Consider the following 15,830-nt stretch of genomic DNA (forward strand, 5'->3'; position numbering starts at 1 on the left):
ATTTAATATTGGTAACAAAACTTAAACTTTAAAAAGGGGGTGAGTTTTATATGACTAAGAATGAACTTATTGATGTAGTAGCTGAAAAAACTGGTGTTACTAAAAAGGATACAGGAGAAGTAGTTAACGAAACTATTGATACTATCATGAATTATTTGAAATCTGAAGCTAAAAAAGATGAAGATAATCGTGATAATGTACAGTTAATTGGTTTTGGTACTTTTGAAGTAAAAGATAGAAGTGCTCGTAAAGGGCGTAATCCTCAAACTGGAGAAGAACTTCAAATTCCAGCACGTAAAGTACCTGTATTTAGAAGCGGTAAATCTTTTAAAGAAACCGTTGATGTTTAAGCTTTAATATTAATTAGAAGAAGAACCGGTTAAACCGGTTCTTCTTCTAATATAAAAATTACTTTATTTCTGTTTTTGTTTAAAGCAGAAATAAGGTAATTTTTCTTTTTTGCAGGAAATTATTCAGTTAACTAGAAATTTACTATTAGATACTTAGAATAAATTTAAAAATACTAAATAATTTAAGGAGGCAAAATAATGAATCAGATTACTCTAGGTTTACAATCAATAATTGTTGATTATGGAATGAAATTTGCTTTAGCTTTAGCTTTATTAGTTGTTGGTTTATTTGTAATCAAATTTACTATTAAATTAATAGAAAAAAATATTCAGGGTAAATTTGAAAGAACCTTAACTGGTTTTTTAATGTCAATAACAAGAGCTGTTTTATTAATCTTGTTATTTATATCTATTGCTTCAACTATTGGAATTGAAGTTACTTCATTTGTTGCTGTTTTAGGTGCAGCTTCTTTTGCTGTTGGTTTTGCTTTACAAGGAAGTTTATCTAATTTTGCTGGTGGAGTTTTATTACTTATGTTTAGACCTTTTACTGCTGGTGACACTATAGAAGTAGCTGGTCATAAAGGTAAAGTACATGAGATACAGATTCTTTATACTATTATTATTACATTTGATAACAAAAAAATTATGATTCCAAATAGTAATATTTCAAGTAGTAGTATTACTAATTTTTCAGCAATGGATAAAAGAAGAGTTGATCTTAATTTTGGTATTGGTTATGATGATGATTTTCATAAAGCGATAGCTATTTTAAAAGACTTAGCAGCTAAACATCAATTAATTTTAGATGAACCAGAACCAATTATTAGAGTTGCTGAGCATGCTGGTAGTTCAGTTAATATTGATTGCAAAGTATGGGTTAAAGCTCCCGATTATTGGACAGTTTATTATGATTTACATGAAGAGGTAAAAGATGCTTTTGATGAAGCCAATATTGGTATTCCTTATCCTCAGTTAGATGTTCATTTTGATAAGGAGACGAAACTATGTTAGTTAATAAAAAAAGAATAGAAAAAATTAACAAGTCTCAGTTAAAGAAAGGGGAATTTGTAGCTTATTGGATGCAAGCATCACCAAGATTGGAATATAATCAGGCTTTAGGTTATGCTATTGAAAAAGCAAATGAATTAAATCAGCCTCTCTTAATTTTTTTCTTAATTGATGCTAAATTTCCAGAAGCAAAAACTGCTCATTTTAAATTTATGCTTCAGGGATTAAAAGAGCTAAAAACTAAGTTGAAAAATGAGGATTTTAATTTTTATCTGATAGATTATAATAAATTAGAAGATATTAAGCAAATAACTAAAAAAGCCTCTTTGCTTATAAGTGAAAAAGCATATTTAAAACATCTAAGAAAATGGAAAAATCAAGTTGCAGCCAAAGTAAAAATTCCTTTTTACTTAGTTGAAAGTAACCTTATTTGTCCAATTGAAGAAGTAAGTGATAAAGAAGAATATGCAGCTTATACTATTCGTAAAAAAATAAATAAGATTAAAAATGAATATTTAAAAGAATATCAACTTCAAAGGCTAAAAAATAAGAATAAAATTGAATTTGAAAATAAAAATTTAAAATTTGTTAAAAATTTGAATCAGTATTTAGAAAATAAAAATTTCGAATTACAACAGGACCTTAGCGATCATTTTAGAGGTGGTTATAAAGCAGCTAAATTAAAGTTAAATGATTTTTTGAAAAACAAATTAAAAGATTATGAAGAAAAAAGAAATATTCCTCACTTGAATTTTCAATCTGATCTAAGTCCCTATTTACACTTTGGGCAAATAGCTGCACAAGAGATTGCTTTAGCAGCTTTAAATTCTGAATATGATGAAAAAAGTTTTTTGGAAGAATTAATAGTTAGACGTGAATTAGCATTTAATTTTGTTTATTATAATCAAAATTATGATGGCTCACTAAAAGATATTTTATATGATTGGGCTTATCAGAGTTTAATGGAGCATCAAGCAGATGAGAGAGAATATCTTTATACTTATCAAGAATTAGAAAATGCTAAAACTCATGATAAATACTGGAATGCAGCTCAAAAAGAAATGCTTTTAACTGGTAAAATGCATAATTATATGCGCATGTATTGGGGTAAAAAAATATTAGAATGGAATTCAGATCCAGAAGAGGCTTATCAATGGGCTTTGAAACTGAATAACAAATATTCTTTAGATGGCAGAGATGCTAATAGTTATGCTGGAGTTGCTTGGATTTTTAGTAAGCATGATCGTGCTTGGAAAGAAAGAAAAATTTTTGGTAAGGTGCGTTATATGAATGCAGCTGGGCTTGAACGTAAATTTGAAATGGAAAAGTATATAGCTAAAATTAATGAACTTACTAATTAAGTTTTAAAAAAGGATATTAAGATTCATTGTTGAATAAATAATAGTAGTAAGGTAAATTTATAAAAAATAAATTGGAGGTAATTTAATGTTAAAAGAAAGTATAGCAAAAGCTCTTAACCAACAAATTAATGCGGAATTATATTCAGCCTATTTATACCAGTCTATGGCTGCTTATTTTGAAGATAAAAGTTTAGCTGGTTTTGCAAATTGGATGGATCTGCAGGCAGAAGAAGAAATGGCTCATGCTCGTAAAATTTATGATTTTGTAAATGAAAGAGGTGGGCGAGTTATTTTAGAAGGGATTGAAAAACCAAAAAGTAGTTGGGAATCTCAACTTGATGTTTTTAAAGAATCTTTAGCTCACGAAGAAAAAATAACTGCAATGATTAATGATTTGGTTTCTTTAGCTGCTGCTGAAAAAGATTATGCGACTCACTCATTTTTACAGTGGTTTGTTGATGAACAAGTAGAAGAAGAAGATACAGTTGGAGAAATTGTTGATAAATTAGAATTAATTGGTGATTCAACTCAGGGCTTATTTATGATGGATGATAAATTAGCAGCTAGAGTTACAGAACCTTCTACAACAGATACTGAATAAAAAACTGAGAGATATATCTAGAAAATGGTAGATATATCTCTTTAATTACTTAAACTAATCTATTTTAGAGTTTGGAGGTTAAAAAATGGGGTTATTAGATACAATTAAATCTATTTTTAGCGGTAATCAAAATAAAAAAATAATTGATTTTTATGTTGAAGATAAGCAATGTTCAAAGCAAATGAAATTATTATTTAGAAAAAGTTATGATATTCAAAAAGTTTATGCTGAAGACCGTGAAGCTGATTATGAAATAAAAAAGGTTATTGTTTGTGATAATTGCTATAATAAAATTGATCTCCACTTAGAATTTGATAAAAGGTATAATATAATTAATCAAGAAATTAAAAGTGGGAAAATCATTAGTAAAGAAGAGTTTGAAAAAAATTAAATATTTATTTAAGTTTTATTTTAAATTTATATTAATCTTTTAATAAATTTTATTTGAGAGGATGTATATAGTGAAAATTTTAATAAAAAATATTGCAGAAATTTATAGTTCAGATTCAAAAGTTAAAAAAAATCAGTTTATTTTAATTGAAGATCAAATTATAAAGAAAATTGACTCAATGGCTAAAATTGATCAAATTAAAGATTATGATCATTTAATTGATGCTCAAGATAAAATTGTTTTGCCAGGTTTTATTAATACCCATACTCATGTTGCAATGACTATGATGAGAGGTTATGCAGATGATATGCCATTAGATAGATGGCTTCAAGATAAAATTTGGCCTTTTGAAAGTAAAATTAATTCAGATGATATTTATTGGGGAACTGCCTTAGGATTAATAGAAATGATTGAATCAGGTACAACGGCTTTTTCAGATATGTACTTTTCAATGGATAGAGTTGCTGATTTAGTTGAAAAAAGTGGTTTAAGAGCTTGTCTAGCAGAAGGGCTAATAGAAGTTAATGATGGTCAAAAAGGTTTTGACAAAGCACTTGATTTTGCTCTTAATTATAATCAAAGAGCTGAAGGGAGAATAAGTACGATGCTTGCCCCACATGCACCTTATACTTGTGGTAAGGATTATCTTCAGAAAATAAAAAGAGCAGCTCAAGAACATGATCTAGGAGTTCATATTCATCTTTCTGAAAGCAAAAAAGAAGTTAACGATTTTTTAAATAAATATCAAAAGTCACCTGTTAAATATTTAGATGATTTTAATTTTTTTGATAATCATATTTTGGCAGCTCATTGTGTTCATTTAGAACCAGGAGACTTAGAAATATTAAAGAAAAATAATATTCAGGTAGCACATAATCCAATTAGTAATGGCAAATTAGCTAATGGAATTGCACCCATTTCTGATTATTTAAAAAATAATATCAATGTTAGTATTGGTACTGATGGTGTTTCTAGCAACAATAATTTGGATATGCTAGAAGAAGCAAAAATGGCTTCTTATTTACAAAAAATAAAGTATGAAGACCCGACAGCTATGGATACTCAAACTATTTTAGAAATTTTAACTATTAATGGGGCAACTGCTCTAAATCTTGATAATCTTGCTTTAATTAAACCAGGTTATAAAGCTGATTTACAATTAATTGATATCAAAAAAGATAGTTTTTTCTATCCCCATCATAATAACTTGTCAAACTTATTTTATGCAGCTAAAGCTAGTAGTGTTGAGACAGTGATTGTGAATGGTAAAATAATAATGGAAGATAGAGAACTTAAAACCTTAGATAAAGAAAAAATATATTATGAAGCAGAAAAAAGATCACTTGCAATTTCTAAGCAAATAAAATAAATGTTTTAATAAACGAAAGGAGAAAATTATGACTAAAACTATTAAGTTTTTTCTCTCCATTTTTGCAGTAACAGCAATTTTGCTGATACTTTTTATCTCTACGGGGGCTAATATTTATACTGATTGGCTCTGGTTTAAAGAATTGAATTTTGAAAAAACATTTACAATTATGTTTTTATCTAATTTTATTTTAAGAGTATTAATTGGAGCTATTTTTGCAGCTTTAATCTATTTAAATTTACATTTTACTAAAAAGCCAATAGTGAAATTTATCAATATTAAAAGTAATGATCGAGTAGAAAATTTATTTGGAGAAGAAAGAAATCAAATTTTTGATTGGCTAAATAAAAAAAGATTAAATTTAATTTATTTATTTTCAAGTTTAATTTTTGGATTTTTATTTTCTTCAATTTCAACTGATAGTTGGAAAATGGTTTTAAAGTTTTTAAATAAAACTGAATTTAATAACTTAGATCCTATATTTAATAATGATATTTCTTTTTATGTGTTTTCTTTACCATTTTACTCTTTTTTAAGGGAAATGGGAACAGTAGTTATTGTCTTATCATTAATTTTAGTTGGAGCTATTTATATAGTATTTACTGGTATTCATTCTTTTAGTGAAATTTCTTCTAAACTAAGTAAAAGAGCAAAAAAACATATGTCAATTTTAGTTTTTTTCTTTTTACTCTTTAAGGCTTGGGATTACAGGCTTCAAATGTATAATATTCTATTTTCTTCTGATGGAGTAGTTTTTGGGGCCGGTTATACTGATGTTAATGCCAATTTGCTAGGTTATAAAATATTATTTATTACAGCTATTTTTGTTGCTTTAACAGTTCTTTATAGTTTAGTTAAGAGCAATTATAAACCTTTAGTTTTTGGAATTGCTGCCTGGGTAATACTTTCAGTGATCTTTACAGGTGTTTACCCTGCTTTTATGCAGCAATATAGTGTTGAACCAAATGAGATTAATCGGGAAAAACAATATATTGAAAATAATATTAAAATGACACTTGCAGCTTATGGCTTAGATGATGTTAAAAATGATGATTTTGAGCTTTCTGATAAGGAATTAAGTTATGATGAATTAATGGAATATGAGACTGTAGTCGATAATATTAGACTTTGGGATTATAGGCCTTTGCAAGATACTTATAATCAATTACAGGCTTTAAGACAATATTATACTTTTGAAGGAATAGATGTAGATCGTTATCAATTAGGGGATGATTATACTCAAATAATGCTAGGAGCTAGAGAGCTAGATCAAGATACTTTAGCTCAAGAAGCTCAAACCTGGGTTAATAAAACTTTAAAATATACTCATGGTTTAGGAGTAACAATGAGTCCATCTGGTAAAATTAGAGATAATGGTCAACCACAATTTTTAATTCAAGATATTCCTCCTAAAACCAATAATAAAAATATTAATTTAGAAAACAGTTCTATTTATTATGGAGAAAAAACAAATAATTATGTAATTGTTAATACAAATCAAAGAGAATTCCACTATCCTATGGGTTCAGAAAATGTATATACAACTTATAAAGGTAAAGGTGGAGTAGAGATATCTAATATTTTCAAAAAAGCAATTTTTTCTCTACGCTTTAATACAATGAAAATTTTGTTATCAGATGATATTACAACAGAGAGCCAAATAATGTATGATCGTAATATACATCGTCGAGTTCGAAAAGTAGCTCCATTTTTAAAATATGACAGTAATCCTTATATAGTTAATGCAAATGGAAGATTATTTTGGATTTATGATGCCTATACAACAACTAATCTCTATCCTTATTCTCAACCATATAATGGTCAAGATAATTATGTCCGAAATTCAATTAAAGTAGTTGTAGATGCTTATAATGGTAATTTAGATTATTATATAATTGATGAAGAAGATCCAATTGCTGCTACCTATAGTAAAATTTTTGATGATCTATTTAAGTCTAAAGATCAAATGCCGAAATCAATTAAAAGGCATTTACGCTATCCGAAAGACTTATTTCAAATTCAAACTAAGATCTATAGTAATTATCATATGAAAGACCCAGTAGTTTATTATAATCGTGAAGATGTGTGGCAAATACCTCAAGAAAATTATCAAGGTTCAACAATTGATGTAGAGCCTTATTATATTATGAATCAATTGCCTGGTGAAGATAAAGCAGAATTTATTTTAATGACACCATTTACTCCATCTAATCGAGATAATATGGTTGCTTGGATGGCTGCTAGAAATGATGGGGAAAATTATGGTGAGTTATTTACCTATAGATTCCCTAAAGACCAGTTAGTTTATGGTCCTAATCAGATTGAGTCAAGGATTGATCAGGAATCTGAAATTTCACAGCTTTTAACTCTTTGGAGTCAGCGAGGTTCAAATGTTATTAGAGGTAATTTATTGGTTATTCCTGTTAATAATAGTGTTTTATATGTTGAGCCTATTTTCTTACAAGCTGAAGGTGGTGGAATACCAGAATTAAGAAGAGTGATTATTTCTTATAAGAATAAGATTATTATGAGAAAAAATATGGAAGAAGCTCTAGAAGCAATGTTTAAAGAAGGTAAAGGAATTTCTGTACCAGAAGAAGATGTAGAAGAATTACAAGAAGAAACAGGTTTAGATGTAGAAACAACAACAGGAGTAGAAATGGAAAGTGATTCAAAAACTGAAAGTTCAAATTCTGAAAAAGATGGAGAATTCATTTCTAGTACTAATAAAGAATTAATTAAAGAAGCTAATGAGCTTTATCAAAAAGCTCAAGAATCTTTACAAAATGGCGAATTTGCAACTTATGGTGAAACAATAAATAAACTTGGAGATATTTTAAATCAATTATCTAGAACAGGAGAGTAATTATTTATGACTGACTTAGAATTTAAGACTTATCAAAATAAATTTAATTTACACCATTTAGCAACAGATAAATTCAAAACAAATTTAATTCAAATATATTTCATGCTGCCTCTTGTAAGTTCAAAAGAGGCAGCCATGAATGCCTTAATTCCTTCGATTTTGGAAAGAGGATCAAAAAATTATCCTAATAATCAATTAATAAAAAGTGAATTAGAAAAACTTTATGGTTCTCATCTAAGTGCTAATATTTTAAAAAGAGGAGAAAATCAAATCTTAAGATTTTCTCTAGAAATGGTTAATGAAAAATATTTAACTCATAGAAGTGATTTAACTAAAAATGCTTTTAAATTATTAAATGATATAATTTTTAATCCACTATTAGAATCGGGTAAATTTAAAGAAAAATATTTTGAGCAAGAAAAAGATATTTTAAAAGAAGATATTTCAGCTTTAATTAATGATAAATATAGTTTTGCTTTAGAAAATTGTTTAAGTAAAATGTGTAAACATGAGAAGTATGGAATTTATAAATTAGGTTCAATTCCAGCCTTAGCAGAAATTGAAAATCAAGAGTTATATGATCATTACCAATATTTAATTAAAAAAGCTAAAAAATCTATTTTTTTAGTTGGTAATTATGAACAATCTTTTTTAGATGACATTTTTGAAAATACAGCAATGACTGCTGGTGAAGATCTTTTTGATACTGAAACTAAAGTTGTTTATCAAACTAAAGAAGAAAATTTCTATCAAGACCAATTAAGAGTTAATCAGGCTAGGCTTTCACTTGGTTTTAGAACTGGAATTACTAGAAAAGATCCAGCTTATTATTCATTATTAGTTTTTAATAGTTTAATCGGAGGTTCAACTCATTCGAAGTTGTTTCAAGAAATAAGAGAAAAAAGAAGTTTAGCTTATTATGTTAATGCTTCAATAGAAACCACAAAGGGTCTACTTGTAATTAATAGTGGCATTAATGCCCAAGATCAAGCAAAAGTCACAGAATTAGTTAAAAAAGAAATTCACGCAGTGGCTCAAGCGGATTTTAGTAAAGAAGATTTTATTCGTTCTAAAAAAAGTGTAATTAACCATTTAAGGCAGGATTTAGATAGTAATAAGGCACTTTCTGCTCATTTTCTTTTAAGTTTAGTTAATAATAAGCCCGAATCAATAGCTAAGATTATTAATTGTGTTAAAAATGTAAAACCTGAAGATATAACTAAAATTGCTAACAGTTTAAAATTAGATACTGTATATTTATTAAAAGGTGAGGAATGATTAATTTGCAAAGTATACATAATAAGAATATGGACGAAACTTTAGTTAAAGAAAAATTAGATAATGGTTTAAATGTCTATATATTCCCTAAAAAAGAATATGTAAAACAATATGCAATGCTCTCAGTAGATTTTGGTTCAAACGATATTGATTTTGTTGATGTAAAAAATGGTAGTAAAAGACATATGCCAACAGGTATTGCCCATTTTTTAGAACATCAATTATTTGAAGATCAAGAAGCTAGTATTTTTGAAAAATTTGCTGATTTAGGTGCTTCAGCAAATGCTTATACTAATTTTGATAGTACTAATTATTTATTTTCAAGTAGTAGTAATTTTAATCAGTCATTAACTAATTTATTAGATTTTGTTCAAAATCCATATTTTAATCAAAAAAATGTAGAAAAGGAAAAAGGAATTATTATTCAAGAAATAAAAATGTATCAAGATAATCCTTATTGGAGATCTTATTTTAATCTTTTATCGGCTCTTTATTCTAAACATCCAGTAAAAAATGATATAGCAGGAACAGAGGCAAGTGTAAATTCTATTACTCCTGAAGATCTATATATTTGTTATTATAATTTCTATCTTCCTTCTAATATGGATTTAATTTTAATTGGAGATCTTGATCCAGAAAAAATATTAAATTTAATTAGAGAAAATCAAGCTAAAAAAGATTTTCCTCATTTTAAAAATCCAGTTAGTATTATTCAGGAGGAACCAGAAGCAGTTGCTAAAAAACTAGTTAAAGAAAAGATGAATATTTCAAGACCTATAGTTCAAATGGCTTTTAAAGATCCTGTTAAAAGTCAAAAACCAGCTGAAATTATTAAAAAAGAATATATAGTAAATCTGCTTTTAGATATTGTTTTTGGACGCAGTAGCAAAAATTATAATGAATTATATGATAAAGGTATTATTGATAATAGTTTTTCTTGTTCTTATAATAAAAAACCTGATTATGCTTATGTTCATTTACATGGAGAAAGCCATAAACCTGATTTAATGCGTGAAAAAATAAAAGAAAAATTAGTTAAAATTGACCAGACTGAAATTGAGAAAAACTTTGAGCGAATTAAACGTAAATATCAAGGTAGTTTTATTAGATTATTTAATAACTTTAATAATCTAGCTTCAGAATTTATTAACTATAGACGTTTAGGAATCGATATTTTTGAATTGGCAGAAATAATAGATGCTATCAGCTTAGAAGACCTAATTAACTATTCAGATCAAGTTTTTAATAAAGAATTAATGGTGGAATCAATTATCTTAAATGAGGAATGATTTCTATGGCTTTTAAGCTTTATAACTTTATTTTTTATATTACAATGGCAGCTTTTGGTTATTTTAATTTATTTTTTCAAGATGTAGGGCTGGATTCTTTTCAAATTGGATTAGTTAATGCTATTCCAAGAATCTTTGCCCTTTTACTTATGCCTTTTTGGGGTTTTTTGACTGATTACTTACAAGAAAACAAAAAAGTATTATTAATAACTTTACTGGGAACTTTGGTTTCAGTAATCTTATTTCCTCAAACTGAATCTTTTAAACTTTTAATGCTGCTTATGTTTTTTTATACTTTATTTCAAAATCCTATTATACCACTTTCAGATAGTTTGCTTTTAGATTATTTAGGTGATAATTCTAATTACTATGGTAAATTTAGACTTTGGGGTTCTGTTGGCTATATGCTTTCTGTTTCAATTTTGGGTTATTTTTTAGAGGCAACTGCTTCTGCTAACTTATTTTATATTTATGCTTTAGTTTTAATTATTTCCATTTTCTTGCTAAAATTTTTACCAAAGAGTAAAAGAGAAATTAAAGTATTAGATCCAGGAGATTTTAAAAAGATTTTTAGAAAAAAGAGGCTAGTTTATTTTTTGTTTTTTGTTTTTATTTTACAAACAGCAATGAATGCTAACTATAGTTATTTTCCAATTTATATAGTTGATCATGGTGGAGGAGCCTTTTTATTAGGTATTGCTTTAACAATTTCTTCTGCTAGTGAAATTTTAGCTTTTCTCTTTTCAGATAGAATAATTAAAAATAATAAATTTAGTAAAATAATTATAATAATTAGTCTAGGCTTTGTTTTAAGATGGTTAAGTTTAGCCTTATTTCCTTATAGATTAATTATTTTAGTTTCTCAAATACTGCATAGTATAACTTTTGGACTCTTTTTTGCTGTTGGAGTTGACTATGTTGATCAAATAAGTGGAGAAAAATTTAGAGCAACTGGTCAAAATATTTATGCAGCTGTTTTTATGGGAGTTAGTGCTATTTCAGGTAGTTTATTAGGAGGTAAAATTTATCAAATTGCTGGAGGAGAAAAAATGTATTTTGTCTGGGCTCTGCTTTCTTTGACTGCCGGCTTAATTTATAGTTTTTATCTTTTAAAGAAAGAAAAGGAGATTAAAATAAATGCAGCTTAATAGTTTAGTTAAAAAAAGCGCAGCAAATTTAAAAATAGATATTTGTCAAATTACTGATGGCAATGATTTAGTTGAAGCAAGAAAAATTTTGGAGCAAAGAGTTAAAAGTGAATACTGGCCTCAACCTTTAACTAATCAAAATTTGGATGAATTAACAAAACCAAGACTGCAGCTTGATAATTTAAATTCGATTATAGTTGCCGCTATTAGTTATAATAATCAAGGTGGTAATCAATATTTATCAAATTATGTTACAGTTTTAGATTATCATAATTATTTGGAAAATAAATTAGAAGAATTAGTGAATAATTTAAAAAATAAAATTGATAAAGATTTCAATTATAAAATTTTTGTTGATACAGCTCCATTTTTAGAAAGAGAAGTAGCTAGAAAAGCAGGAGTTGGCTTTATAGGTAAAAATACAATGTTGATCAATCCTAATTTTGGTTCTTATTTATTTTTAGGTGAAATACTTACAGATCTTAAAATAAAAAAAGATCAACCATTAATTAATACGTGTGCTAATTGTAAAATTTGCCTTGAAAATTGTGAAGGAGATGCTTTAAAAAAAGATTATTTACTTGCTGCTGATGATTGTATTTCTTATTTAACTCAAAAAAAAAGTTTATTAACAGAAGAAAATATTAAAAAAATAAACAATCATCTTTGGGGCTGTGATGCTTGTCAAGAGAAATGTCCTTATAACAAAAATATATTAACCACAAATAATAAGAATTTAAATTTTTTTAATAAAAATCTTAGTTATTTTTTAAATTTGAAAAGAAAAAAAATACCAGCTGAATTAGAAAAGACAGCTATTGTTTGGAGAGGTAATCGAATTTTATTGAGAAATGCTTTAATTGTAGCTGCTAATTTAAAAAAAGAACAATATTTTGATTTAATTATTGATAAGTTAGATGACAATTCTCCTATAATTAGGTATTATGCAGCTTATGCTTTGGCTAAAATAAATTTTAAACGAGCCAAAAAGATTATAAAAAAACAGCTTATAAAAGAAAAAGATCAATTTTATCAAAAGAAAATAACTGAAATTTTAGAACAGGAGGCTGAAAATGAAGCTTAATTTAGATGGAAATCAAATAGAAGTGGTACAAAATAAAAAAATTAAAGATATATTAAATGAAAATCAGATTTCTAAACTAGATGAAGTAATGGCTGTCTTTATTGATAATAAAGTTTGTAATTTAAATGAAAAAATAACTAAAAAAGCAAAGCTCAAGCCAATTAGAATTAATTCAGAATTAGGAAATAGAATTTACAGAAGTAGTCTTTATTTAGTTTTAGCTAAAGCAGTTTATGAACTTTTTCCAGAAGTTATTCTCAAAATAGAAATTTCTATTAGTAATGGTGTCTATTGTGAATTAGAAAATAAAGATAGTTTAACTAAAAGTGAAATATTTAAGCTAAAAGATAGAATGAAGGAAATAATTAATTCAGATTATAAAATAAAAAAACATAAATTAAAAAAAGAAGAAGTCTTAAAAATAATCCAAGATGAAAATTGTTCTTTTAGAAGCGAATTAATTAAAAAACAAGATCAAGCTCATTATACTTTATATGAAATTGATGGTTATTATGATTATTTTTATTATAATATGGTTCCTTCAACTTCCTATTTAAAAGAATTTGATTTACATTTAAGGATTCCAGGTTTTGTATTATTATTTCCTAAGTTTTTTAGTGATAAAGAAGTTCCTAAATTTAAAGAACAACCTAAATTAGCTAATATTTTTTTAGAATATGAACGCTTAGGTAATATTTTGGGAATAAATAATGTAGTAGAATTAAATCAAATAGTAGAAAAAAATAATCACAATGAAATAATTAGAATAGCTGAAGCTTTACATGAGAAAAAAATAGCTAAAATAGCAGATAAAATAAAAAGTGGGATGCCTAGAAATAAAATTATTTTAATTGCTGGCCCTAGTTCTTCTGGTAAAACAACTTTTACTCATCGGCTTTCAACCCAATTAAAAATTAATGGTTTAAGACCAGTTCAAATTTCTGTCGATAATTATTTTGTTAATCGAGAAAATACTCCTTTAGATCAGAATGGAGAAAAAGATTTTGAAGCTTTAGAAGCTATAAAATTAGATTTATTTAATGATCATCTTTTACAGTTAATTCAGGGAGAAGAAATAGAATTACCTAAATTTAATTTCGAAAAGGGAGTTAGAGAAAGAAGTAATAAATTTTTACAGTTAAAAGAAGATCAACCAATTTTAATTGAAGGTATTCATGGTTTAAATGATAGATTAACTGAAGTTATACCCCAAGATTTAAAATTTAAAATTTATATTAGTGCTTTAACTCAGCTAAATATTGACTGTCATAATAGAATTCCGACCACAGATACAAGGTTGTTGAGAAGGATAGTAAGGGATAATCAGTATCGCGGTTTATCTGCTTCAGATACCTTAAATTTATGGAGAAGTGTTCGGAGGGGAGAAGAGAAAAACATTTTCCCTTATCAAGAAAATGCAGATATTATGTTTAATTCTGCTTTAATTTATGAATTATCAGTATTAAAAAATTATGTAGAACCGCTTTTAAAACAAATTGATAAAACAAATAGAAACTATTATCAGGCACAGCGCTTATTAGAAATTCTAAGTAATTTTAAAGCTATACCTGATAGTGAAGTCCCTTTTACTTCAATTTTAAGAGAGTTTACTGGAATGAGTGTTTTTAGAAAAGAATAAGTTTATATTTTCTTTAATTTCATCCCAATTATTTACTTTAGTAATTTGTTTATGGCCTTGGAAGTTATTATTATGGTACTTACTAACTAAAATAACTGGAATATTCTCACTTGCAACTTCTAAGGCATTTTCTTGTTTATCATCAATAAATAAATCTATTTCTTTTTTTACAGCTATTGGTGCTTTTGCTTTGGCATGATGTAATTCATCAAAAGGAATATTGTTGTTTTTTAACCATTTTTCGGTTAAAGAACGATGCTCAGCACCTCTAGCAGTTATTAAAATCAATCTATGTCCTGCTTTTGATAACTGCTTAAGTATTTTTTTAGCTTTAGCTACTGGTTCTACACTATTATAGACATCTTCTATTTTTTGCTCTATAAAATCATTTAATTCTTGGTCACTAATTGCAAAGGCCTTACGCAGATCATAAGTATTTTCTTTTAAGCTAATTTCTCGATCAAGAAACTCGTTTAATTTTTGTTGCCAGATACTATTTTCATCTGGTCCTTCATCTGTCAATACACCATCAATATCTATCCCGAAATTATATTTCATTTTTAAAACACCTCATATAATAATTTTTTAGCTTTAGCTAATATTAACATTTTTTTAGATTTATGTCCAGATTTCAAAAATTAAAGAAAAAATTAATTAACTTTATTTTTTAATATAAATAAGATAAAATAAAATTATAGAATAGTAAATAGGAGGTAATAAATTGACTGAAAAGACAAATAAAAGAAAAAAAGTAGAAACATTAGTTAAATTATTTTCTAAACACTATCCAGAGCCAGGTACTGCTTTAAATTATAGAACTCCTTTTGAACTTTTAATTGCAACTATTTTATCAGCTCAAACTACTGATATTCAGGTTAATAAAGTAACAAAAAAATTATTTAAAAATTATAATACTCCGAAAAAAATTTTAAATCTTAGTCAAAAAGAATTAGAAAAAAAAATAAATAGCATAGGTCTTTATCGAAATAAGGCTAAATATATTTTAAAAACAGCTAAGATTTTAATTGAAGAATTTAATAGTCAAGTTCCTAAAACAAGAAAAGAGCTTTTAAAATTAAGTGGTGTTGGTAGAAAAACTGCAAATGTTGTTTTATCAAGTGCTTTTGCAAAAGCAGCTTTTCCTGTTGACACACATGTTTTTAGGGTTTCAGCTAGACTAGGTTTAAGTAGTGGTAAAAATGTATCGACAACTGAAAAAGAGCTGACTGATTTAATCCCTAGAAAATATTGGATAGATTTTCACCATTGGTTAATCGATCATGGCAGAGCTTTATGTAAAGCTCAAAATCCAGACTGTAAAAATTGCTTTGCTAAAAAAATATGTAATTATTATCAAAATCAGACATTTGAAAATTAAAGAATTCTTATAATTATTAAAATAAGAGTTAGTTAAAATAAAAATAGTTTGTGGGAGGTAATATA

The 15,830-nt window shown here is 26.6% G+C and carries 14 protein-coding genes; 13 read left to right on the forward strand and 1 reads right to left on the reverse strand.

What is annotated here, in order from left to right:
* The first annotated feature begins 50 nt into the window (after positions 1 to 50).
* The 12 genes from HPRAE_RS04040 to HPRAE_RS04095 all read left to right on the forward strand — a co-directional run bounded on the left by HPRAE_RS04040 (position 51) and on the right by HPRAE_RS04095 (position 14,387).
* Positions 51 to 350 carry an HU family DNA-binding protein gene (locus tag HPRAE_RS04040; protein WP_014552976.1) on the forward strand — a complete coding sequence of 100 codons (300 nt, stop codon included), beginning with the start codon at positions 51 to 53 and terminating at the stop codon, positions 348 to 350.
* A gap of 198 nt (positions 351 to 548) precedes the next feature.
* On the forward strand, positions 549 to 1,364 hold the full coding sequence (locus HPRAE_RS04045) for a mechanosensitive ion channel family protein (RefSeq protein WP_014552977.1): 816 nt from the start codon (positions 549 to 551) through the stop codon (positions 1,362 to 1,364).
* Positions 1,358 to 2,722: a deoxyribodipyrimidine photo-lyase gene (locus tag HPRAE_RS04050; protein ID WP_014552978.1), complete on the forward strand. Its 1,365-nt coding sequence runs from the start codon at positions 1,358 to 1,360 to the stop codon at positions 2,720 to 2,722. The genes HPRAE_RS04045 and HPRAE_RS04050 overlap by 7 nt, the downstream gene beginning before the upstream one ends.
* A gap of 85 nt (positions 2,723 to 2,807) precedes the next feature.
* The gene (locus HPRAE_RS04055) at positions 2,808 to 3,323 is read left to right on the forward strand and encodes a ferritin (RefSeq protein WP_014552979.1); all 516 of its coding nucleotides are present in this window, start codon (positions 2,808 to 2,810) and stop codon (positions 3,321 to 3,323) included.
* Positions 3,324 to 3,408: 85 nt separating this feature from the next.
* Positions 3,409 to 3,714, forward strand: coding sequence for a hypothetical protein (locus HPRAE_RS04060; RefSeq protein ID WP_014552980.1), 306 nt, complete (start codon positions 3,409 to 3,411; stop codon positions 3,712 to 3,714).
* Positions 3,715 to 3,775: 61 nt separating this feature from the next.
* The gene (locus tag HPRAE_RS04065; protein ID WP_245528282.1) at positions 3,776 to 5,083 is read left to right on the forward strand and encodes an amidohydrolase; all 1,308 of its coding nucleotides are present in this window, start codon (positions 3,776 to 3,778) and stop codon (positions 5,081 to 5,083) included.
* A gap of 28 nt (positions 5,084 to 5,111) precedes the next feature.
* Positions 5,112 to 7,949 carry a UPF0182 family membrane protein gene (locus HPRAE_RS04070; RefSeq protein WP_014552982.1) on the forward strand — a complete coding sequence of 946 codons (2,838 nt, stop codon included), beginning with the start codon at positions 5,112 to 5,114 and terminating at the stop codon, positions 7,947 to 7,949.
* 6 nt (positions 7,950 to 7,955) lie between these two features.
* Positions 7,956 to 9,227, forward strand: a complete 1,272-nt coding sequence (gene yfmF, locus HPRAE_RS04075; protein WP_014552983.1) for an EF-P 5-aminopentanol modification-associated protein YfmF — start codon at positions 7,956 to 7,958, stop codon at positions 9,225 to 9,227.
* On the forward strand, positions 9,224 to 10,516 hold the full coding sequence (gene yfmH / locus HPRAE_RS04080) for an EF-P 5-aminopentanol modification-associated protein YfmH (RefSeq protein ID WP_245528283.1): 1,293 nt from the start codon (positions 9,224 to 9,226) through the stop codon (positions 10,514 to 10,516). Before yfmF ends, yfmH begins: the two co-directional genes overlap by 4 nt.
* 5 nt (positions 10,517 to 10,521) lie before the next feature.
* Positions 10,522 to 11,664: an MFS transporter gene (locus HPRAE_RS04085; RefSeq protein ID WP_014552985.1), complete on the forward strand. Its 1,143-nt coding sequence runs from the start codon at positions 10,522 to 10,524 to the stop codon at positions 11,662 to 11,664.
* Positions 11,654 to 12,748 carry a tRNA epoxyqueuosine(34) reductase QueG gene (gene queG, locus HPRAE_RS04090; RefSeq protein ID WP_014552986.1) on the forward strand — a complete coding sequence of 365 codons (1,095 nt, stop codon included), beginning with the start codon at positions 11,654 to 11,656 and terminating at the stop codon, positions 12,746 to 12,748. The genes HPRAE_RS04085 and queG overlap by 11 nt, the downstream gene beginning before the upstream one ends.
* Positions 12,738 to 14,387 (forward strand): nucleoside kinase, encoded by a 1,650-nt coding sequence (locus HPRAE_RS04095; protein WP_014552987.1) that lies wholly within the window; start codon positions 12,738 to 12,740, stop codon positions 14,385 to 14,387. Before queG ends, HPRAE_RS04095 begins: the two co-directional genes overlap by 11 nt.
* Here the strand turns inward: HPRAE_RS04095 and HPRAE_RS04100 are convergent.
* Entirely contained in the window at positions 14,346 to 14,945 is a 600-nt protein-coding gene (locus tag HPRAE_RS04100; protein WP_014552988.1) for a 5' nucleotidase, NT5C type, read from the reverse strand. The two genes, HPRAE_RS04095 and HPRAE_RS04100, sit on opposite strands and share 42 nt — an antisense overlap.
* 163 nt (positions 14,946 to 15,108) lie before the next feature.
* On the opposite strand from HPRAE_RS04100, the gene nth reads away from it, so the two are divergent.
* On the forward strand, positions 15,109 to 15,765 hold the full coding sequence (gene nth / locus HPRAE_RS04105; RefSeq protein ID WP_014552989.1) for an endonuclease III: 657 nt from the start codon (positions 15,109 to 15,111) through the stop codon (positions 15,763 to 15,765).
* The last annotated feature ends 65 nt before the right edge of the window (positions 15,766 to 15,830 follow it).

Source organism: Halanaerobium praevalens DSM 2228 (assembly GCF_000165465.1).
GTDB classification, from domain to species: Bacteria; Bacillota; Halanaerobiia; order Halanaerobiales; family Halanaerobiaceae; genus Halanaerobium; species Halanaerobium praevalens.

Excerpts from the sequence above, each read along its gene's own strand:
- HPRAE_RS04040 (WP_014552976.1), top strand. The coding sequence starts at position 51 with ATGACTAAGAATGAACTTATTGATGTAGTAGCTGAAAAAACTGGTGTT.
- HPRAE_RS04045 (WP_014552977.1), top strand. The coding sequence starts at position 549 with ATGAATCAGATTACTCTAGGTTTACAATCAATAATTGTTGATTATGGA.
- HPRAE_RS04050 (WP_014552978.1), top strand. The coding sequence starts at position 1,358 with ATGTTAGTTAATAAAAAAAGAATAGAAAAAATTAACAAGTCTCAGTTA.
- HPRAE_RS04055 (WP_014552979.1), top strand. The coding sequence starts at position 2,808 with ATGTTAAAAGAAAGTATAGCAAAAGCTCTTAACCAACAAATTAATGCG.
- HPRAE_RS04060 (WP_014552980.1), top strand. The coding sequence starts at position 3,409 with ATGGGGTTATTAGATACAATTAAATCTATTTTTAGCGGTAATCAAAAT.
- HPRAE_RS04065 (WP_245528282.1), top strand. The coding sequence starts at position 3,776 with ATGTATATAGTGAAAATTTTAATAAAAAATATTGCAGAAATTTATAGT.
- HPRAE_RS04070 (WP_014552982.1), top strand. The coding sequence starts at position 5,112 with ATGACTAAAACTATTAAGTTTTTTCTCTCCATTTTTGCAGTAACAGCA.
- yfmF (WP_014552983.1), top strand. The coding sequence starts at position 7,956 with ATGACTGACTTAGAATTTAAGACTTATCAAAATAAATTTAATTTACAC.
- yfmH (WP_245528283.1), top strand. The coding sequence starts at position 9,224 with ATGATTAATTTGCAAAGTATACATAATAAGAATATGGACGAAACTTTA.
- HPRAE_RS04085 (WP_014552985.1), top strand. The coding sequence starts at position 10,522 with ATGGCTTTTAAGCTTTATAACTTTATTTTTTATATTACAATGGCAGCT.
- queG (WP_014552986.1), top strand. The coding sequence starts at position 11,654 with ATGCAGCTTAATAGTTTAGTTAAAAAAAGCGCAGCAAATTTAAAAATA.
- HPRAE_RS04095 (WP_014552987.1), top strand. The coding sequence starts at position 12,738 with ATGAAGCTTAATTTAGATGGAAATCAAATAGAAGTGGTACAAAATAAA.
- HPRAE_RS04100 (WP_014552988.1), bottom strand. The coding sequence starts at position 14,945 with ATGAAATATAATTTCGGGATAGATATTGATGGTGTATTGACAGATGAA.